This window comes from Devosia sp., from assembly GCF_030689745.1.
GTDB lineage: Bacteria > Pseudomonadota > Alphaproteobacteria > Rhizobiales > Devosiaceae > Devosia > Devosia alba.
Genome location: NZ_JAUYGL010000048.1, coordinates 1 through 19,701, shown reverse-complemented (window position 1 = coordinate 19,701; position 19,701 = coordinate 1). Strand labels below are relative to the sequence as shown.

Here is a 19,701-nt window from a genome sequence, read left to right as displayed (position 1 = left end):
GTGGAAGTGCGGCGGCTGGCGCAGTCGGCAGCGTCGGCCTCGGCTGACGTCAAGGTGCTGGTAGAGCAGAGTGCCACCGAGGTGTCAGGTGGCACCAGGCTGGTGGCTGATGCCGCCGGCAAGCTGGAGGCGATCCTGGTGGGGAGTCGCGAAACCAGCCAGGTGATGGAAACCATTGCCCGCGACAGCAAGGAACAGGCCTCGGCAATCGAAGAGGTCAATGTCGGCGTGCGGCAGATGGATGAGATGACCCAGCACAATGCGGCGCTGGTGGAAGAGATCAACGCGGCGATCGAGCAGACCGAAAGTCAGGCTTCCGAGCTCGACGGGATCGTGGCCGTGTTCACCACTGCTGGCAAAGCCAATAGTGCGGCGATGGCCCTGACCGCCCTGGCGGCCAAGCCCGCAACCAAGCCGGCCGCGCCGGTACGCCAGGCTGCCAAGCAATATCTCAGCCACGGCAATGCCGCAGTGTCGACGGACTGGAACGAGTTCTAGGCCGACTTATACTGCCACTAATGCAACGCCGACCGCGGGTTTCCGAGGTCGGCGTTGTCGTTTCCGGCAGTTGGTCGGGGCTGCCGCTTCAAAGCGCTTCATTAACCAATTGTTGAGTATGATTTGACGGTGTGGTGACCGTGGCATGGAACTGTGGGCACAGCACGGTACCAGGCCGTCTTGCCAAAACTTCCGGAAGCCCCGATGCCTCAACTCAAACTCGCCTTCAAGCTGCCGGCCATGGTGGTGATCATTGCGCTGGCAAGCGGTGTCAGCCTGGGTCTGGCAGCCTATTTTGCGGGCAACGCCATTGTCACCCAGCAGGCCGAACAGCGTCTGACTGCTGCTGCATCGAATGCGACTTCGGCGCTGGGCGCCTATCTGCAGGATGTTGCCGGGGATCTGACGCTGTTTGCCGGGCGCGCCGAAATTGCCGCCAATATTGACCTGTTCTCGGGCGCTATGGGGTCGCTGAGGGGGCAGGGCGATCCTGCCGCGCTGCTGCAGGACGCCTATATTACCCAGAATGCCAATCCGGCTGGCGAACGCGCGCTGCTCGACAGCTCCGACAAGCTGCCGGTTTATGATCTGCACCACCGCGCGCTGCATGCCGATTCCCGCGACCTGCTGGTCAAGCGCGGTTATGATGATGTGCTGCTGTTCGATACCGCGTTCAACAACGTTTATTCCGTGGCCAAGCAGGCCGATTTCGGCACGAATTTCGCCGAGGGTGCTGGCCCATGGTCGGATACCGATCTGGGCAAGGTGGTGCGTGCCGCCATGGCCGGTGAAGCCGGTCAGGTATTCCTCTCCGATTTCGCGCCCTATGGGCCCAGTGCCGGCGCGCCCGCCAGCTTCATCGCCTCGCCGGTCCATGATCAGGGCTTCCTGATCGGCGTCTTGGCCTATCAGCTGTCGGCGACCCGGATTGGTGCGGTGCTGGCGCAGACCAAAGGCCTCGGCGAGAGTGGCCAATTGTTCATTGTCGGTCAGGACAATCTGGCGCGGACTGACTCGCCGGCAACGGCAGACGATGACGTGCTGACGCTCAAGCTTGATGGCCAGGCGGTCGCGGCGGCGCTGGGCGGCAGCGCCGGACTGGGCCCGCTCGAACAGGCCAATGGCACCAGATATGTCGCCGCCAGTCAGCCGATCAGCTTTGGCGGCGTCGATTGGGCGGTGGTGGCGCTGGAAAGCCAGCAGGAGATCGCGGCGGCCTCGGCCAACCTGCGCAACACCATGCTGATTATCGGTCTGGTCATGCTGGTGCTGGCGGCGATTGCCAGCGTGCTGTTTGCCCGCGCTGTTACCCGGCCGGTTTCACGCCTGACCACGGCCATGGCCGAGATCGCCGCGGACCAGTTCGATCTGGCGGTGCCGGGCCTCGAACGCGCCGACGAGCTGGGTTACATGGCCGAAGCGGTCGACGTTTTCCGCAGCAATGGTCTGAAAATGCGCGACCTGCGCTCGGCCGAGCTGGATATGAGTGACGAGCGCGCCAGCCAGGTCCGGGTTATCCAGCGCCTGCAGCACGATATTGGTGTCGTGGTGGCGGCGGCGCTTGCCGGCGACTTTTCGCAGCGCTTGCCGCTCGATCAGCCTGACGCGGATCTGCGCCAGCTGGCCGAGAACGTCAACGCGCTGGTGGAAACGGTGGACCGTGGGCTGGGCGAAACCGGTATTGTGCTGGCCGCACTGGCCCGGGCGGATCTCAGCGTGCGGATGCAGGGGGATTACCAGGGCGCCTTCGGCCAGCTCAAGGCCGACACCAACGCGGTCGCCGAGCAGTTCAGTGTCATCGTTACGCAGTTGCGCGACACGTCGGGCGCGCTCCGGACGGTGACCGGCGACATTCTGGCCGGCACCAATGATCTGTCCGAGCGGACGACGCGGCAGGCCGCCACGATCGAACAAACTGCCGCCGCCATCGAACAACTGGGCCGCACGGTGCAGGACAATGCCAATGAGGCCGATGCCGCCAGCCGACAGGCCCATCTGGTCTCGGGCGACGCGGAAGCAAGCGGCGCGGTGATGGTACAGGCAACCGAAGCCATGGGTCGGATTACCCAATCATCGGGTAAAATCTCCAATATCATCGGGCTGATCGACGATATCGCCTTCCAGACCAATCTGCTGGCGCTGAATGCTTCGGTGGAAGCGGCGCGCGCCGGCGACGCCGGCAAGGGCTTCGCCGTGGTGGCGGTGGAAGTGCGGCGCCTGGCGCAGTCGGCGGCCAGCGCCTCGGCCGATGTCAAACTGCTGATCGAGCAGAGTGCCAGCGAGGTGGCGGGTGGTTCGCGTCTGGTCGAGGATGCGGCCCAACGCCTGGTGGCGGTGCAGGATGCCATCAAGACCAGTGCCGGGATGTTGCACGGCATTGCCCAGGCCAGCCGCATGCAATCATCGGCGATTGATGAGGTCACCATTGCCGTGCGCCAGATGGACGCCATGACGCAGCACAATGCGGGGCTGGTCGAACAAACCAATGCGGCGATTGAACAAACCGAAATACGGGCCAAGGAACTGGACAGTATCATTGATGTATTCCGCCTGCAGGCGCCGGTTGCTCAGCGCGAGCGTATGGTTGCCGGGCGCTAGCCCAAGCGGCTGCCGACCCTCGATTTCCGTTATTAAACTTAAGGATAGCCCTGGCGTTTACCGAAGGTTCACCAAGACTAACATAGCCTTGATATCTTGATCCGGATCAAAGCCGCGAACGCTGAAACGGACTTATCTCTGCTGGAAAAGCCTTTTTGGAGTGTGCGCCTTGACCAAAGAATCCGCCAACGACCTGCTGTCGTCCCGCCTTGCCTTTATCGGGCTGGACCAGGCAACAAGGGATAATCTGGCGGGGATTCAAGACCATATTGATGCCCACCTGACCCCGGCGCTGGACACGTTCTACGGCAAGATCGCGCAGGTGCCGGCGGTGTCTAAGTTCTTCGACGGCAAGGCCCAGATGAACCGGGCCCAGGGCAAGCAGTTGGGCCACTGGAAGGCGATTGCCAGCGGCCAGCTTGATACTGCCTATTTTGAAGCCAGCACCAAGGTCGGGCTGCGCCATGCCCAGATTGGCCTTGAGCCGCGCTGGCATATCGGTGGCTATGGCGTCATCATGGAGACCCTGATCAAGGGCGTGGTGCATGATTGCATGGCCAAGGCTCTGGAGCCCAAGACCGGGCTATTCGGCCGCAAGGTGGCGCCAGAACCTAGCGCCGTGATGGCCGATGTCGACACCATGTCCGAGGCGCTGGTGGCGATTCTCAAATCCATGCTGCTTGATCTTGATATCGGGATAACCGCCTATTTCGACAAGCTGACCGGGGATGCGCGCACTGCCGATGATGCCGCCAAGGCCAAGACCGCCCGCGCCGTGCGGTTGACCGGCGCGGTGCTCAAGGATCTGGCAGAGGGTGACCTCACCAGCCGCATCACCGACGAGTTCGAGCCAGAATTTGCCCAGATCAAGGACGACACCAATGCGGTCGCCGAGCGTCTGACCTCGATTGCCACGCAATTGCGTCAGACGTCGCGGTCGCTGAAAACGGCGACTGGCGAAATCCTCGCCGGGGCCAATGACCTGGCTGACCGCACGACGCGTCAGGCCGCGACCATCGAACAGACCACAGTGGCGGTGCAACAGCTGTCCGCGACCGTGGTGGAAAGTGCTCGGCTGGCCGGGACTGCCAGCGACAAGGCCCAGACCGTATCCAGGAATGCCAAGTCGGGCGGCGAAGTGATGTCGGACGCCAATGGCGCAATGGGTGCCATCGAGACCTCGTCGGGCAAGATTTCCAATATTATCGGGCTGATCGACGACATCGCCTTCCAGACCAATTTGCTGGCGCTGAACGCCTCGGTCGAGGCGGCGCGGGCGGGTGATGCGGGCAAGGGTTTTGCCGTGGTAGCCGTTGAAGTGCGGCGCCTGGCCCAGTCCGCCGCCAGTGCCTCTGCCGATGTCAAACTGCTGATCGAGAGCAGTGCCAGCGAAGTGCGCAATGGCACTCAATTGGTGGCCAAGGCCACCGAAACACTCAATGAAATTCTCTCGGGCGCGCAAGAGAGCGCCGCGCTGATCGATACCATTGCGCGGGCCAACCAGCAGCAATCGGATGCCCTGGGCGAGGTAGCGGTCGCGGTGCGGCACATGGATGAGATGACCCAGCACAATGCCGCCCTGGTGGAAGAGACCAATGCGGCGATCGAACAAACCGAGGCGCGGGCCGGCGAGCTTGATGCCATTGTCGATGTGTTCAAGCTTGGTGGTGGCAGCGGTGCCGCGGTGCGCCGTACTGCCCAGCCGGTGCCGGCGCTGAAGCGCACGAGCAATCTGGCCATCTCGCGGGACTGGAACGAGTTCTAGTTTTCGGGCGGTGCTGACACCGTTTGTCAGCACCATGCGGCAAGGTCGACGTGCCGAGGCGACATGGTCGTCTCAACCGCGAGGGCCTTGCCATGCTGACCACCATTGTCGATCCGGTTTATCCAGACGCCTTTGGCGCTTTGGTGGCGCCTCTGCCCGCAGACATAGCGGCGCTGACAGCGCGGCTGGTGACGCTGGTCGGGGCCCACCCCGGCCTCAGCGGCAAGGTGATGCCGGGCTGGCAATCGGTGAATTTTCGCCATGGCGTGGCGGGGCATGTCTGCGCGGTGTTCCCGCATCGCGACCGCGTCGCCCTGTATTTCGAGCACGGCAGACTGCTCGACAATAGCCACGGCTTGCTGGAAGGCGACGGGCTCAAAAAGGGGCGCTATCTGCGGTTGGCGCCCGATGACGACATTCCGGTTGACATGATCGGCATTCTGCTCAGCGAGGCCATTGCCCTATCGGCGTGAAGCTGGTTGAACATCTTCCCAAAGCTGGAGGGTGGCATGGCACGCATTGGCCTGGTGGCGCATGACGACAAGAAGGATGAGCTGTGCGACTGGGCGCTGCGGCACAAGACCAAGCTTGGCGCGCACCAATTATGGGGCACCGGCACCACCGGCAGCCGCATTATCGAGGCCACTGGCATGCCGGTGACCCTACTCAAAAGCGGGCCTCTGGGTGGTGATCAGCAATTGGGCGCGATGATTGCCGAGGGCCGGCTGGACGTTTTGATCTTTTTCATCGACCCGCTTTCCGCCCAACCCCATGATGTCGACGTGAAGGCGTTAACCCGTCTGGCAACACTTTACGACGTCATGTGTGCCAATAACGAAGCCACTGCCAATGCCGTGCTGGCGTATCTGTGAGGGCAAAGCCCCCGGGTTGCGCTGGCTTTAGGTTGACCGGTTGGCTGCCATATGAGCAGATGCCGCAAAATCGCCTGGATTTAACCGGGTACCCTTGGCCTCAGGAAACGGGACGGATTTGGTGTCCTCAGACTTGGTTATCGACGTTCGCAACGTTACGAAACGCTTTGGCGGCCTCACCGCTGTCAATAATTGCTCGCTCTCGGTGCGGCGTGGTTCGGTCACGGGGCTGATCGGCCCCAACGGGGCCGGCAAGTCGACGCTGTTCAACATCGTGGCCGGCAATATCGTGCCCGATGCGGGCGTGGTGATGTTTGACGGCCAGGATGTCACAGGCCTTGCCCCGCACGAACTGTTCCGCGCCGGCATGTTGCGCACGTTCCAGATCGCGCATGAGTTCTCCAACATGACGGCGCTGGAAAACCTGATGGTGGTGCCGGGCAATCAGCCCGGCGAGTATCTGGGCAATGCCTGGTTCCGTCCAGGCCTCAGCAAATCGCGCGAGACCGAGGTGCGCAAGAAGGCGCTTGATGTCATCGATTTCCTCAAGCTGGGCCATGTGCGCAACGAATTGGCGGGCAATCTGTCGGGTGGCCAGAAAAAGCTGCTTGAGCTGGGGCGCACCATGATGGTGGACGCCAAGGTGGTGTTGCTCGATGAAGTGGCAGCCGGCGTCAACCGCACGCTGCTCAACGATCTGGCGGCCAATATCGAACGCATGAATACCGAGCTGGGCTACACTTTCTTCGTCATCGAGCATGATATGGATCTGATCGGGCGGCTGTGCGACCCGGTGATCGTCATGGCGCAGGGCGAAACGATTGCCCAGGGGCCGATGAGCGAGATTCGCGCCAATCCGGCGATTGTCGAGGCCTATTTCGGCACCCCGGTGGAGACCGCGTAATGGCATTGATTGAACTCAAGCACGTCGTTGCCGGTTACGGCGGCGCGCCGATCCTCAACGGCGTGAACATGGCTATCGACCAGTCCGATATCGGGGTGGTCGTCGGTCCCAATGGGGCGGGCAAGTCAACGACGCTGAAGGCGATTTTTGGCCTGCTCAAGGTGACTGGCGGCACGATCGAGTTTGACGGCGAAGAGATCGCCAATTCACTGCCTGACCGGCTGGTGCCCAAGGGGCTGAGCTTTGTGCCGCAGGAGAAGAACGTCTTCACCTCGATGAGCGTGGAAGAGAACCTCGAAATGGGGGCGTTCACCCGACGCGACAGCTTCGCCGATACCATGGAATGGGTGTACCAGATGTTCCCGGTGTTGGCCGAAAAACGGCGCCAGCCGACCGGTGAACTCTCGGGCGGGCAGCGCCAGATGGTGGCGATGGGCCGGGCGCTGATGAGCAAGCCGCGGCTGCTGATGCTCGATGAGCCGTCAGCGGGGCTGTCGCCGCGCTATGTCATCGAGATCTTTGAGACCATTGTGCGGGTCAACGCCGAGGGCGTGGCCATTCTGATGGTCGAACAGAATGCGCGCCAGGCGCTGGCCTTTGCCTCCAAGGGCTTTGTGTTGGCGGGTGGTCAGAACCGATTTACCGGCACGGGCGCAGAACTCATTGCCGATCCCGAAGTCGCCAAAAGCTTTCTGGGGGGCTGAAGGACATGGACGAGCTGATTTTCTTTATCAACCGGGTGTTGATTTCCGGCACGGTGCTGGGGTCGATCTACGCCTTGGGCGCCATCGGCGTGACGCTGATTTTCGGCATTCTGCGCTTTGCCCATTTTGCGCATGGCGACATGATGACAATGGGCGGCTTCATCGCCTTTGTGCTGGCGGGGCTATTGACTGCCATGGGCATTGTCACGCCGCTGCCCATGGGTTTTGTCGTGCTGCCGGTCGCCATGGTGATCGCGGCATTTCTGGCACTGGGGATCGACAAGGGTTTTTATGCGCCGCTGCGTGAGCGGGGGGCCAAACCGGTGACCATGCTGATCGCCTCGATCGGCGTGACGCTGATGATCCAGGGCCTGCTGCGGCTGATCTTTGGTTCGGGCACCCGCAGTTTTTATGCGACGGAATCCAAGGACATCTTCCGCATCGACATGTCGGCCTTCGGCGGCACCAGACCCATTTCGATTACCGAACCGCAGGTGCTGATGTTCGTGGTCACCGCCGCGTTGGTGATCGCGCTGCACCTGTTCCTGACCCGCTCGCGGCTGGGCAAGGCGATGCGCGCCATGGCCGACAATGCCGATCTGGCGCAGGTCTCGGGCATCAACACGGCGCTGGTGGTGCGGGTGACCTGGATCATTGCGGGCAGTCTGGCCTGCGTGGCCGGGGTGATGCTGGCGCTCGACGTGGCGCTGATGCCCGACCTGGCCTTCAACATCGTGCTGCCGATTTTCGCGGCCGCCATTGTGGGCGGTCTCGGGCACGCCTATGGCGCCATTGTCGGCGGTTTTCTGATCGCCTTTGCCGAAACCCTCGCCGTGTTCAACTGGACAGCGGTGCTGCGTCCGCTCAATGGCTTGCTGCCCGAGGGCATGGCGTTGCCGTCCAATCTGTCGCTGGTGCCAACCGAGTACAAGCTGACGGTGGCCTTTGTCATTCTGGTTGTGACCCTGCTGGTGCGACCCACCGGCATCTTCAAGGGAGCCTCCACATGAGCACGGCAGAGGCCAAGGTCCGGCTGCTGGATCGCCCCCTCTATCGCGGCATCGCCCTGTTCATCGCCCTGTTCGTTCTGGTGGTGGTAGCAGGCGTGTCGCAGGGTACCGCCAGCATGCTGCTCATTCTGGTGCAGGCGACCGGCTTTGCGCTGATCGCCCTGGGGCTCAACATCCAGTGGGGTTATGGCGGCCTGTTCAATTTCGCCATTATGGGCTTCATGATGGTGGGCGGCGCCGCCGTTACCTTTATTTCCTATCCGGTCAATCCAGCCTTCTGGGACTCTGAGGGGCCGATGTTGCTGGGGCGTGCCTTGCTGGCCTTTCTGATCGGGCTGGGCGTGGTCTATGCGGCGCGCCAGACCAGGCGGCTGGGCCTGCGTGGCTTCGGCTATGGCCTGTTGGTCGTGCTGGCGTGGTTTGCCGCCTATGTGATCTATCGCAGCCAGATCGATCCGGCGGCGGCCTATATTGAATCCACTGCCGGATTTATCGGCGGACTGGGGCTCAATCCGGTGCTGGGCTGGATGTTCGGCGGCCTGCTGGCGGCGGTCATTGCCTTTTTTGTGGGCAAGATCAGCCTGGGCCTGCGCACCGATTATCTGGCCATTGCGACCATCGGCATCTCAGAGATCCTGCGGGCGCTGATCAAGAATATGGACTGGCTGACGCGCGGCACAATGTCGGTGTCACCCATGCCCTGGCCAACCCCGCTACCGCAGGCCTTGCAGGCCCAGGGCGTGGGTATCGCCGAGAGTTTCGTGCAGGCCCGTCTGGGCTTTCTGGTCCTGGCGGTCGGGTTGCTGGTCATCGTGTTCTACTTCATCCAGCGCGCCTATGGCGGACCGTGGGGCCGCATGATGCGGGCGATCCGCGACAACCATATTGCAGCCAGTTCGATGGGCAAGGATGTCAAAGGCCGGCAGCTGGAACTGTTTGTGCTGGGTTCGGTGCTGATGGGGGTTGGCGGCGCCATGCTGGTGACGTTCAGCCAGATTTTTGACCCATCAGGCTACCAGCCGATCAATCACACCTTCATGATTTGGGTCATGGTGATCGTGGGCGGCGCTGGCAATAGCTGGGGCGTGCTGCTCGGCTCGCTGCTGATCTATGTGGTGTGGATTTTGTCTGACCCGGTGGCGCAGCTGATCTTTCTCAATCTGTCGCAAGTGACGCAGAATCTCGGCTGGGGCGCGATCCCGGAAATCGACTCCCGGGCGCTGCAGATGCGGGTGTTCGTGCTGGGTGTGGTGATTACCGTGGCGCTGCGCTTCGCCCCCAAGGGGCTGATCCCCGAAGTGATCCGCCACGACCGCTGAGGTCTGGTCTGCCGAATAATATCCGACGCCCCGCCCTGCTCCAGCATGGCGGGGCGTTGCTCATCGGCGCGCCGTGACCCAGAGCCACTGGGTGGGTAGGCGATCATAGCCGCTGCCGTTGACGGTTTCGAGCTCGACGCTGCTCCAGGCCGCGGCGGCGGCATAGTGCGCCAGAAGAGTTTTGGGCGCAGGGTAGTTGTAATAGCGTCCAAGGCTGTCACGGCCTTCGCCCGTGCCGGCCTTGAAGCTGGCCGTGAACAATCCGCCCGGCCGCAGCGCCGCATGAATGCGGCGCAGGTCGGCGCTCAGTTCGGCGGCAGGCGCATGCAACAGGCTGGCATTGGCCCAAACGGCATCATAGTCAGCCTGGACGTCGAGCTGGTCGAACCGCAGGATGGCAACCGGGCGGCCAAGTCGTTTCTCGGCTTCGGCGGCCAGTTCGGGCGAGGCATCAGTGGCCTGCACATCAAACCCCCGGGCCAACATGGCGGCAGCGTCACGTCCACTCCCCGAGCCCAGTTCGAGAATGCGGGCCGCTTGGGGCAGTTTATCGAGAAAGCCCTGTAGCCGCAGATTGGGCTGGTCGGTGCCGTGATGCACATAGTCGGCAGCATGGGCAGCGTAAAAGGCGAGTGTCTTGTCATCGGCCACGAGCGGGTCCTCAACAAAAGCCACGGTGCTAACCGTCAGCGGACAACTGAGGCCGAAACATCATAGTGACGTTCCGGCCCCCAAATGTAGAAGGCCCGGGATCGCTCCCGGGCCTTCGGATAGATCAGGTCCGAAAGCCTACTCGATCAGGCCCTTGTTCACCACGGCACCGCCTTCGATGACGAAGTAGTTGATGGCGCCGGCGACGTCGCCGACATCATCAAACTCGATGGTGCCCGAAGCGCCTTCATAGTTGATGTCGGTACCGGCAGCGATCAGTTCCTTGGCCTTGCTCCATTCGCCGGGCAGGATGGTTTCGCCGGGGGCGTTGGCAACTTCACGCAGGGCAGCAGAGACGCCTTCACGATCGGCCGAGCCGGACTTCTCGATGGCCAGAGCCAGCAGGAAGACGGCGTCGTAGGAGTTGGTTACATAGGTGCCATTGGCGTCCTGGCCGGCAGCGCTGGTGAGCGCGTTCAGGGCGTCAAAGGACGGACCGGCAGCCGCCGCGGCCTGGGTCAGGATCATGCCTTCGAGCGAAGCCGAGTCACGGGCCGCGACCAAAGCGTCACCCGCCATGCCGTCGCCACCGACGAACTGGCTGAACGAGCCGGCCTCGATGGCCTGGTTCAGAATGGCGCCGCCACCGGCGTTTTCGTAGCCATAGATCACCAGCGTGGTGGCGCCGGAGGCCTCAACCTGGCCGATTTCCGGACGGTAGTCGGCCTTGCCGTCTTCGTGCGCAACGCTGACGGCAACGGTGCCGCCACCGGCAGCGAAAGCATCGGAGAAGGCGCCAGCCAGACCCGAACCGTAGTCGTTATTGACAAAGGTCACGCCAACTTCGGTGATGCCCTGGGCCAGCAGCAGTTCAGCCGCCTTCACGCCCTGAATGGAATCGGGAACCACATCACGGAACACCAGATCGTTATCGTCCAGTTCGGCGACAGCTGGAGCAGTCGATGCGGGGGAGATCATGACGACATTGCCCGGAATGGCCGAGCCATTGGCACCGGCAATGGTGGCGCCCGAGCAATAGGCGCCGAAGATCGCTACGACCTGCTCGGTGTTGACCAGACGGTCAGCTGCCGGACCAGCGGCGCCGCCGTCGCAGGCGCTGTCAGCAATGACGGAAACCAGGTCCTGGCCGTCGAACATGCCGCCCTGATCGTTGATATTGGTGATGGCCAGATTGCCCGCATCGACCATGCCTGGTGCGAAGCCGGCGATGGGACCAGTGACGTCGGCAAGGAAGCCGAGCTTGACTTCCTGGGCGATAGCCGGTGCAGCAATGACGAGTGCTGATGTGGCAACGGCCAGGGCCAGGGTTTGCTTGAAATTGATCATGTACGTCCCTCTGCTAGGTCGTTCCGTGGAGCGGCTCTTGGGCGAGCCGTCTTGCCCGGCGAAACAACGCGATAAAGGGGGCGCAACCCGCGCCCCGCTGGGCAGACTGTTGCACAGATCAGGCGGGCGAGTCACCGGGTATTGCTCGGAACTGAAGCGCCGCCCTCGCTGTTGCTTAACGGCGGCGATTTTTGCATAGAATGGGCCTGACAGGGAGTTGCGTGGTGCGTATTGCGGGCCGGACCAGGATTGTGGCATTGCTGGTGATGGCCCTGTCGAGTGCGCCGGCCTCGGCACAGTTCACCGTGCTCGATCAGGCGCAGGACGCAATCGGGCAAACCAGCGTGGCGCAGGCAGCGCCGGAGGCGCCGCCGCCACCCTGTGGCAACCAGACGATCAGCATTGCCAGCATGAGCTGGCCCGCAGCGCAGGTCCTGGCTGAAATCCATGCCCGCTTGCTGGCCGCCCATTATGGCTGTGCGGTGCGGGTGACGCCGGGCGATCTGGTCTCGACCGGCTCGTCGATGGGCTCGAGCGGGCAACCGGCGGTAGCGCCGGAGATGTGGGCGACGCGCATAGCCGAGATCTGGAACAGGGGAATTGCCGCGCAGAATTTGCGTCCTGCGGCGCCCACCTATGTCGAGACGGCATTTGAAGGCTGGTTCATTCCGGGTACCCTGGCGCAGACCCAACCGGCGCTACGCCAGGCTGCGGACCTGGCGGCGGTCTTGCCGACGCTCAATGGCGGTCGCAGGGTGCGGTTCATTTCCTGCCCGCCAGACTGGGCCTGCGCGCTGATCAACCGTAATCTGATCGCCGCCCATGGGTTGAGCGATCTGGTGGAACTGATTGAGCCCGCCAACCGCTTTGAAATGGACACGCTGATTGCCGAGGCAGCCGGTCGCAACCAGCCGGTGCTGCTGTATTACTGGCAACCCAATGCGGTGCTCGGTCAGCTCGATTTGTTCGCGCTGGATATGGGGCCCTATGATGGCGCGGCGGCCAAGTGCCTGGCGCAACTGGTCTGTGCCGCACCACAGCCCAGCGCTTTCCCCCCTGAAACGGTGGTGGTGGCGCTCAGCGAATGGGTGTTTGGCGATATTCCGGCCATTGCCGGCTATTTTCAGCGCAGCAGCCTGCCTTTGGCGGAAATGAACATGCTGCTGGCCCAGCTCAATGAACCGGGCGCCACTGTTGCCGGCATTGCCGACCGGTTTGTTGCCGAGCGTGAGGAAATCTGGCGCGCCTGGGTGGGGTCGGCCACACGTTAACCCATGGGTTACTATCCGGCCCAGCCGCAGGGGCGTTGTCGTGTGGCTGTCACACAAGGTGCCTAGCCTGTCTGACCAGCCTGCTTGTGGCAGTTAAGTCATTGATACACAAAGATTATAGTGCAGGCGATTTACCGATTATTCACGTCTGACGCCCTATGGTTCAGTGCTCGACATTTTCGGGCGGGACTGGACACTTGCCATGCGCCGCAACCCTGCGCTTTCCAAAATTGTCGACGGTTATCGCAGCATTGCCCTGGCTGCAGCCACGGTGATCATTGCCGCTGTTGTCGCCAGCGCGCTGGCCCTGCTGGGCTGGGCGCCTGGCAAGGAGGCGACGCTCCCCGTGGCAATGCTGATGGCCAGCGCGCTGCTGCTGGCGGTTCTCAGCGTGGGCCACCGCGTCGTCGGTGCGCGGGTCGATGCCGCCGACCAGGCCACGCAGGACATCATGGCCTCGATCCACCGTGATGCGCTGACCGGGGTGGCGACACGCTCGTATTTCCTCGAGACGCTGCGCAACGAGGTCTATCACGGCTCGGAACGGCCAGTGGGCTATCTGCAGCTCGATATGGACAATCTCAAGGTGCTCAATGACAGCGCCGGACACGGCGCGGGCGATGCGGCGCTGCAGCATCTGACCGCTACAATCGCCGACATGCTGCCCAGTGCGCTGGTCGGCCGCCTGGGTGGTGACGAGTTCGGCATTGCCGTTTTTGGTCATGACAACCGTCCGGCGCTCAGGCGATTGGGGGAAGAATTGCTGCGGCGGCTCGAGCGCCCCGTCACCATTGCGGGACGGCCGGTGCGGCTGGCCGCCACGATCGGGCTTGCCATGGCGCCGCTGGACGCAACCGATGTGGATGAGCTGATCTCCAAGGCGGATCTGGCGCTGTACAAGGGCAAGAAGAGTGGCCGCCACGTCGTGGTGCCGTTCGACCCCGACATGCTCGGTGATGAGCGTCACCGCCGTTTTGTGCAGCGTGAACTGCGGGCGGCCCTGATGCTGAACGAGCTCGAACTGCACTATCAGCCGGTGTTTGACGGCGATCTCATCGTGAGGTCGCATGAGGCGCTGATCCGCTGGCGCCACAAGGTGCGGGGCATCATGTCGCCGGCCCAGTTCATCGCCATCGCCGAAGAGAGCGACCTGATCGACAAGGTGGGCGACTGGGTATTGCGCCGTGCCTGCCAGGATCTGCCGCGGCTGGGCACACCGGTGGCCGTCAACGTCTCGCCGGCCCAGTTGCGGCACGCCGATTTTGCACCGCGCTTTGCGGCGCTGCTGGCGGAAACCGGCACCGATCCAGCCAGCATCATCGTGGAGATCACCGAGACGGTGCCGCTGCAGGCCCAGGGGATCGAACTGGCCAATGTCGATGCGCTGCGGGCACTGGGCGTGCGCATCGCCATCGATGATTTCGGCGCCGGCCATGCCAGCCTGCAATATCTGCGTGGCTTTGCCTTCGACATCATCAAGATCGACCGCACCTATGTATCCAGCCTGGGCACCAGCCGGATTGACGCCATTATCGTTGCGGCGATCTGCGATATCGCCCGCTCGCTGCCAGTCGAGGTGGTGGCCGAGGGGGTCGAGACCGAGGAACAGTTCCGCCTGCTGCGACAGGCCGGCTGCACGCGCTACCAGGGCTTCCTGCTCGGCCGGCCTCTCCCGCTGGCCGAAAAACGGGTAGCCACGGCGGCCTGAGCAACCCCTCCGGCGGGAGGCCTCGTGACGCCTTGATGACAGCGATTGTGATGCCGCGGTTGCGTCGCGTGCCGGCGCACGGATATAAGGACCCAGGCAAGCCTTTTGCGCGAATGGGAGTAGTGACTTGGACTTGAAGCGGATCAACGATCACGTCAGCGTTTCGGGACAAATCCGGCCCGAAGACGTCGCAGCGCTCAAAGCCGCAGGTTTCGTCGCCATCGTCAATAATCGCCCAGACGGGGAATCACCAGATCAGCCCACCGGTGCAGAGATCGAGGCTGCCGCAGTCGCGGCGGGCCTGGTCTATCACGCCATTCCACTGGGCCGAGAAGGGGTTTCCCCGGAGATGGTCGCCCAGACCAAAGCTGTGCTCGAGGGGAGCACGGGGCCGGTCTTCTGCTACTGCCGGTCCGGGACGCGCTCGACCACGCTGTGGGCGCTGAGCCAGGCAGGACAAGTCGATGCCAGTCAGATCATCGCCCAGGCGGCCGAGGCGGGCTACGACATGAGCCATCTTGCCGGCCATCTGGGCCGCAACTAGACAGTTTTCTGACGGTCCGACGGGCAACCGTCACGGCCGGTCACACCATAGCTGAGCCCGGCCGTTACGGCCCTTCACCCCTCCTGCTCGGACGGACACAGATGCCCATCAAGAAAATTCTCGTCGCCAATCGCAGCGAAATCGCCATTCGCGTGTTCCGGGCCGCCAATGAGCTCGGGCTCAAGACGGTGGCGGCCTATGCTGAAGAAGACAAGCTGGCCCTGCACCGGTTCAAGGCCGATGAGGCCTATGTGATCGGCAAGGGCCTGGGCCCGGTGGAAGCCTATCTGCAGATTGATGAATATATCCGGCTGGCCCGCATTTCGGGCGCCGACGCGATCCATCCCGGCTATGGCCTGCTCTCGGAAAGCCCGGAATTTGTCGACGCCTGCGAGGACGCCGGCATCATCTTCATCGGCCCGCGCGCCCAGACCATGCGCGACCTGGGCAACAAGGTTGCCGCCCGCAATATGGCGATTGCCTCCAATGTGCCGGTGGTGCCGGCCACGGCGCCACTGCCGGACGATCCGGCAGCGATCAAGCAGATGGCAGAAGAGATCGGCTATCCGCTGATGCTCAAGGCCAGCTGGGGCGGCGGCGGGCGCGGCATGCGCCGCATCATGGACGAATCAACGCTGCTGGCCGAAGTGTCGGAGGGCAAGCGCGAAGCCAAGGCGGCGTTCGGCAAGGACGAGATGTATCTCGAAAAGCTGGTCGAGCGGGCCCGCCATGTCGAGGTGCAGCTGATTGGCGATACGCATGGCAATCTGGTGCATCTGTATGAGCGCGACTGCTCGGTGCAGCGGCGCAACCAGAAGGTGGTCGAGCGCGCACCGGCGCCCTATCTGAGCACGGCAGTGCGGCAGGAACTGACTGACGCCGCAGTGCGCCTGGGCAAGGCGGCGCACTATCGTGGCGCCGGCACCGTCGAATTCCTGATGGATGCCGATACCGACAAATTCTACTTCATCGAAGTGAACCCGCGCATTCAGGTCGAGCATACGGTGACCGAAGAGGTCACCGGCATCGATATCGTCAAGGCGCAGATCCACATGCTGGATGGCGCGGTGATCGGCACGCCGGAATCGGGGGTGCCAAGCCAGGACAATATCCGGCTCAACGGCAATGCCATTCAGTGCCGGGTGACCACTGAAGATCCCGAACAGAATTTCATCCCCGACTATGGCCGCATCACTGCCTATCGCGGCGCCACAGGGTTTGGTGTGCGGCTTGATGGCGGCACAGCCTATGCCGGCGCGGTGATCACACGGTTCTATGATCCGCTGCTGGAAAAGGTCACCTGCTGGGCGCCCACGGCCGACGAGGCGATTGCCCGCATGCACCGGGCGCTGCGCGAGTTCCGCATTCGCGGCGTCTCGACCAATCTGGCGTTCCTCGAGAACATCATCACCCATCCCGATTTTGTCGAAAACCGCTATACGACGCGCTTCATCGACACGACGCCGGAATTGTTCAATTTCAAGCCGCGCCGGGATCGCGCCACCAAGCTGTTGAGCTACATCGCCGACGTCACTGTCAACGGCCACCCCGAAGTGCGCGACCGGCCCCGGCCACCTGCAGATGCGGCGGAGCCCGTGGTGCCCGAATTCGGCGTACTGACCGAGATCGATGGCAGCCGCCAGGTGCTGGATCGGGACGGTCCGACGGCGCTGGCGGAATGGATGAAGCAGCAGAAGCGGGTGCTGTTTACCGACACCACCATGCGTGACGCGCATCAGAGCCTGTTGGCCACCCGTATGCGCAGCTTCGACATTACCCGCATCGCCCAGGCCTATAGCCGGGGGCTGCCCAATTTGTTCAGCCTTGAGTGCTGGGGCGGGGCGACGTTTGACGTCTCGATGCGCTTCCTCAATGAGGACCCGTGGGAGCGGCTGGCCAAGGTGCGCGAAGGCGCTCCAAATGTTTTGACGCAGATGCTGCTGCGCGGCAGCAATGGCGTGGGCTACACCAATTATCCCGACAATGTGGTCAAGTTCTTCGTGGCGCAGGCCGCCAAAGGCGGGGTCGACATTTTCCGGGTGTTCGATTGCCTGAACTGGGTGGAGAACATGCGCGTCTCGCTCGACGCCGTGATCGAGGCCGGCAAGGTGGCCGAAGGGGTGATCTGCTATACCGGCGACATGCTGGACCCCGACCGGGCCAAATATGACCTGAAATACTATGTTGGTCTGGCCAAGGAGCTCGAGGCGGCCGGCGCCCATGTGCTGGGCCTCAAGGACATGGCGGGCCTGCTCAAGCCTGCGGCGGCCAAAAAGCTTGTCGCGACGCTGAAGCAGGAGATCGGTCTGCCGATCCACCTGCATACCCACGACACCTCTGGGGCGGCCGCCGCCACGGTGCTGGCGGCGGTGGATGCCGGGGTGGATGCGGTTGACGCAGCGATGGATGCGCTGAGCGGCACGACCAGCCAGCCAACACTGGGCTCGATTGCCGCGGCGCTGCGTGATGGCGACCGCGATCCCGGGCTTGATGCCAGGGCCATCCGGCAGATCTCGTTTTACTGGGAAGCGGTGCGCACGCAGTACCGGGCCTTCGAGAGCGATCTCAAGGGCGGTGCCTCGGAAGTCTATCTGCATGAAATGCCGGGCGGCCAGTTCACCAATCTCAAGGAACAGGCACGCTCGCTGGGTCTGGAAACCCGCTGGCACGAGGTCGCCCAGACCTATGCCGACGTCAACCAGATGTTCGGCGATATCGTCAAGGTGACGCCAAGCTCCAAGGTGGTGGGCGACATGGCACTGGCCATGGTTTCGGCGGGTCTGACCCGCGCCGATGTGGAAGATCCCAAGCGCGACATCGCCTTTCCTGACTCGGTCGTGGGCTTTTTTGCCGGCGATCTGGGCCAGCCGCCGGGCGGCTTCCCCCAGGCGCTGCAGAAAAAGGTGCTCAAGGGCAAGAAGGCGCTTACCGAGCGTCCGGGCTCCTATCTCAAGGATGTTGATCTTGAAGCCGAGCGCAGCAAGATCGCCGATGAAGTCGGCCATCCGATCGATGATTTCCGCCTCGCCTCCTATCTGATGTACCCAAAGGTCTTCTCTGATTTTGAAAAGACCCAGGATCGCTATGGCCCCACGGAGGTGCTGCCGACACCGGTGTATTTCTATGGCCTGAGTGAAGGCGAGGAATTGCTGGTTGACCTCGAGAAAGGCAAGACGCTGGTGCTGCAATATCTCAGCCGCGCCGAAACCAATGACAAGGGCGAAGTGCGGGTGTTTTTTGACCTCAATGGTCAACCGCGCACAATTACCGTGCCCGATCGCCTGAAAGCGGGCGAGGTCAAGGTACGGGCCAAGGTCGCGCTGGGGGATGCCAAACAGATCGGCGCGCCGATGCCGGGCGTCATCTCGGGGCTCAATGCCAAGGAGGGCCAGCAGGTCACCGCAGGCGACGTGCTCTGCTCGATCGAGGCGATGAAGATGGAAACCGCCATCCATGCCGAAATCGACGGGGTGATTGCCGAAGTGCTGGTCAAGCCGGGCGATCAGATCGACGCCAAGGATCTGCTGATCCGTCTGGAATAGCGGACAATTGGGCCCGGAGCGATCCGGGCCTTTTGCTGCTCAATCGGGGTTGAGGCGGACGCTGATACTGCCGTCGCTTTCGAGCACGAGCAGTTGCACATCGGCAATGTCGCGGCCGCCCTGGGCTCGCACCACACTGAGGGCTTCGTCACGGGTAACGCGTTCGCGGGTCAGGGCGGCGGCACAGAATTTCCCATCCTTGGCCAGCAGGCTTGGCTCGCTGCGGACGATTTCGGCGAAGCGGCTGGAGCGGACCGAGACATAGGTCACCAGATATTGCGCGCAAATCAGCAGCGCCAGTGCCGTGGCGCCTTCCGCCAGGGCGATGGATTCCTGCAGTAGGATGGCCGAGAGGGTTGAGCCCAAGGCGACGGTTACCACCAGATCGAAGGCGTTCAGCTTGGCCAGTGTGCGCTTGCCCGAAATGCGCAGAAACAGCACCAGCACGATATAGGCCAGGGTGCCGACGATCAGTGTCCGCACTATGCCCTGTGCGTCCTGAAAGAACATTGCTGACCAGTCCATGGCGCTCTCCCCTGCAAAGCAAAAAGGACACCGCGCGGGTGCGGTGTCCTTTTCTGCAACGTCAGAGCGTCAGAATGGTTCAGTCGGGCATAGGGCTTGTTGGCTAGTGCCGGCGGGCGGTGCCCTCGATCACGGGACCGTCGTGGCGACCCTGGCGATCATTGCGGTCGCGATGGTCGGCGCGCGCCTTGATCGGCAGGCGACTGACGATCCAGCTGACCAGCAAGGGGACCAGAATGAGGTCGTCGACCCAGCCCAGCACCGGGATGACATCGGGGATGATGTCAAACGGATTGAGCAGGTAGAAGGCGGTGAACAGCGTCGCCGCCTTGAGATAGAATGGCGTTGCCGGGGCAAAGAAGGCTTGCCAGAGCAGGACGACTTCCTTGCGGAACAGAACGATACGGGGGAGGAGCGTTTTGATCATGCAGTATAAATGGGCA

At 62.8% G+C, this 19,701-nt stretch carries 16 protein-coding genes and 1 pseudogene; 13 read left to right on the top strand and 4 right to left on the bottom strand.

Annotated features, from left to right (window positions below; translation table 11 throughout):
• From Q8O80_RS04240 to Q8O80_RS04200, 9 genes and pseudogenes are all read left to right on the top strand, one after another.
• Positions 1–498: pseudogene (locus Q8O80_RS04240) on the top strand (methyl-accepting chemotaxis protein); the annotation flags it as partial.
• Positions 499–702: 204 nt separating this feature from the next.
• Positions 703–3,096, top strand: coding sequence for a methyl-accepting chemotaxis protein (locus Q8O80_RS04235; RefSeq protein ID WP_305577271.1), 2,394 nt, complete (start codon positions 703–705; stop codon positions 3,094–3,096).
• 169 nt (positions 3,097–3,265) lie between these two features.
• The gene (locus Q8O80_RS04230; protein WP_305577269.1) at positions 3,266–4,861 is read left to right on the top strand and encodes a globin-coupled sensor protein; all 1,596 of its coding nucleotides are present in this window, start codon (positions 3,266–3,268) and stop codon (positions 4,859–4,861) included.
• 23 nt (positions 4,862–4,884) lie between these two features.
• Positions 4,885–5,334, top strand: a complete 450-nt coding sequence (locus Q8O80_RS04225) for a DUF1801 domain-containing protein (RefSeq protein ID WP_305577268.1) — start codon at positions 4,885–4,887, stop codon at positions 5,332–5,334.
• A 36-nt stretch (positions 5,335–5,370) separates the two neighbouring features.
• Positions 5,371–5,733 (top strand): methylglyoxal synthase, encoded by a 363-nt coding sequence (locus Q8O80_RS04220; protein ID WP_305577267.1) that lies wholly within the window; start codon positions 5,371–5,373, stop codon positions 5,731–5,733.
• Positions 5,734–5,854: 121 nt separating this feature from the next.
• On the top strand, positions 5,855–6,637 hold the full coding sequence (locus Q8O80_RS04215; RefSeq protein ID WP_305577266.1) for an ABC transporter ATP-binding protein: 783 nt from the start codon (positions 5,855–5,857) through the stop codon (positions 6,635–6,637).
• Positions 6,637–7,341: an ABC transporter ATP-binding protein gene (locus Q8O80_RS04210; RefSeq protein ID WP_305577265.1), complete on the top strand. Its 705-nt coding sequence runs from the start codon at positions 6,637–6,639 to the stop codon at positions 7,339–7,341. Before Q8O80_RS04215 ends, Q8O80_RS04210 begins: the two co-directional genes overlap by 1 nt.
• Before the next feature lie 5 nt (positions 7,342–7,346).
• On the top strand, positions 7,347–8,351 hold the full coding sequence (locus tag Q8O80_RS04205; RefSeq protein WP_305577263.1) for a branched-chain amino acid ABC transporter permease: 1,005 nt from the start codon (positions 7,347–7,349) through the stop codon (positions 8,349–8,351).
• On the top strand, positions 8,348–9,670 hold the full coding sequence (locus tag Q8O80_RS04200) for a branched-chain amino acid ABC transporter permease (RefSeq protein ID WP_305577261.1): 1,323 nt from the start codon (positions 8,348–8,350) through the stop codon (positions 9,668–9,670). Before Q8O80_RS04205 ends, Q8O80_RS04200 begins: the two co-directional genes overlap by 4 nt.
• A 60-nt stretch (positions 9,671–9,730) precedes the next feature.
• Here Q8O80_RS04200 and Q8O80_RS04195 read toward each other — a convergent pair whose 3' ends face one another.
• Positions 9,731–10,321 (bottom strand): bifunctional 2-polyprenyl-6-hydroxyphenol methylase/3-demethylubiquinol 3-O-methyltransferase UbiG, encoded by a 591-nt coding sequence (locus Q8O80_RS04195; protein ID WP_305577259.1) that lies wholly within the window; start codon positions 10,319–10,321, stop codon positions 9,731–9,733.
• Positions 10,322–10,459: 138 nt separating this feature from the next.
• Entirely contained in the window at positions 10,460–11,668 is a 1,209-nt protein-coding gene (locus Q8O80_RS04190) for an ABC transporter substrate-binding protein (protein ID WP_305577257.1), read from the bottom strand.
• A gap of 224 nt (positions 11,669–11,892) precedes the next feature.
• Here Q8O80_RS04190 and Q8O80_RS04185 point away from each other — a divergent pair, with 224 nt between their 5' ends.
• The 4 genes from Q8O80_RS04185 to pyc all read left to right on the top strand — a co-directional run bounded on the left by Q8O80_RS04185 (position 11,893) and on the right by pyc (position 18,733).
• Positions 11,893–12,939: a glycine betaine ABC transporter substrate-binding protein gene (locus Q8O80_RS04185; RefSeq protein ID WP_305577255.1), complete on the top strand. Its 1,047-nt coding sequence runs from the start codon at positions 11,893–11,895 to the stop codon at positions 12,937–12,939.
• Between the two features lie 202 nt (positions 12,940–13,141).
• Complete coding sequence (locus Q8O80_RS04180) at positions 13,142–14,647, top strand: bifunctional diguanylate cyclase/phosphodiesterase (RefSeq protein ID WP_305577253.1); 1,506 nt, start codon at positions 13,142–13,144, stop codon at positions 14,645–14,647.
• A 127-nt stretch (positions 14,648–14,774) separates the two neighbouring features.
• Positions 14,775–15,191, top strand: coding sequence for a TIGR01244 family sulfur transferase (locus Q8O80_RS04175; protein WP_305577251.1), 417 nt, complete (start codon positions 14,775–14,777; stop codon positions 15,189–15,191).
• A 101-nt stretch (positions 15,192–15,292) separates the two neighbouring features.
• Positions 15,293–18,733, top strand: coding sequence for a pyruvate carboxylase (pyc, locus tag Q8O80_RS04170; protein ID WP_305577249.1), 3,441 nt, complete (start codon positions 15,293–15,295; stop codon positions 18,731–18,733).
• Between the two features lie 39 nt (positions 18,734–18,772).
• Here pyc and Q8O80_RS04165 read toward each other — a convergent pair whose 3' ends face one another.
• Positions 18,773–19,258, bottom strand: coding sequence for a DUF421 domain-containing protein (locus Q8O80_RS04165; protein ID WP_305577247.1), 486 nt, complete (start codon positions 19,256–19,258; stop codon positions 18,773–18,775).
• Positions 19,259–19,361: 103 nt separating this feature from the next.
• Positions 19,362–19,701, bottom strand: a 340-nt coding sequence (locus Q8O80_RS04160) for a YkvA family protein (protein ID WP_305577245.1), incomplete at its 5' end; no start/stop codon positions are given.

Coding starts and splice junctions, on each gene's coding strand:
- Q8O80_RS04235 (WP_305577271.1), top strand. CDS start 703: ATGCCTCAACTCAAACTCGCCTTCAAGCTGCCGGCCATGGTGGTGATC.
- Q8O80_RS04220 (WP_305577267.1), top strand. CDS start 5,371: ATGGCACGCATTGGCCTGGTGGCGCATGACGACAAGAAGGATGAGCTG.
- Q8O80_RS04210 (WP_305577265.1), top strand. CDS start 6,637: ATGGCATTGATTGAACTCAAGCACGTCGTTGCCGGTTACGGCGGCGCG.
- Q8O80_RS04205 (WP_305577263.1), top strand. CDS start 7,347: ATGGACGAGCTGATTTTCTTTATCAACCGGGTGTTGATTTCCGGCACG.
- Q8O80_RS04200 (WP_305577261.1), top strand. CDS start 8,348: ATGAGCACGGCAGAGGCCAAGGTCCGGCTGCTGGATCGCCCCCTCTAT.
- Q8O80_RS04190 (WP_305577257.1), bottom strand. CDS start 11,668: ATGATCAATTTCAAGCAAACCCTGGCCCTGGCCGTTGCCACATCAGCA.
- Q8O80_RS04180 (WP_305577253.1), top strand. CDS start 13,142: ATGCGCCGCAACCCTGCGCTTTCCAAAATTGTCGACGGTTATCGCAGC.
- pyc (WP_305577249.1), top strand. CDS start 15,293: ATGCCCATCAAGAAAATTCTCGTCGCCAATCGCAGCGAAATCGCCATT.
- Q8O80_RS04165 (WP_305577247.1), bottom strand. CDS start 19,258: ATGGACTGGTCAGCAATGTTCTTTCAGGACGCACAGGGCATAGTGCGG.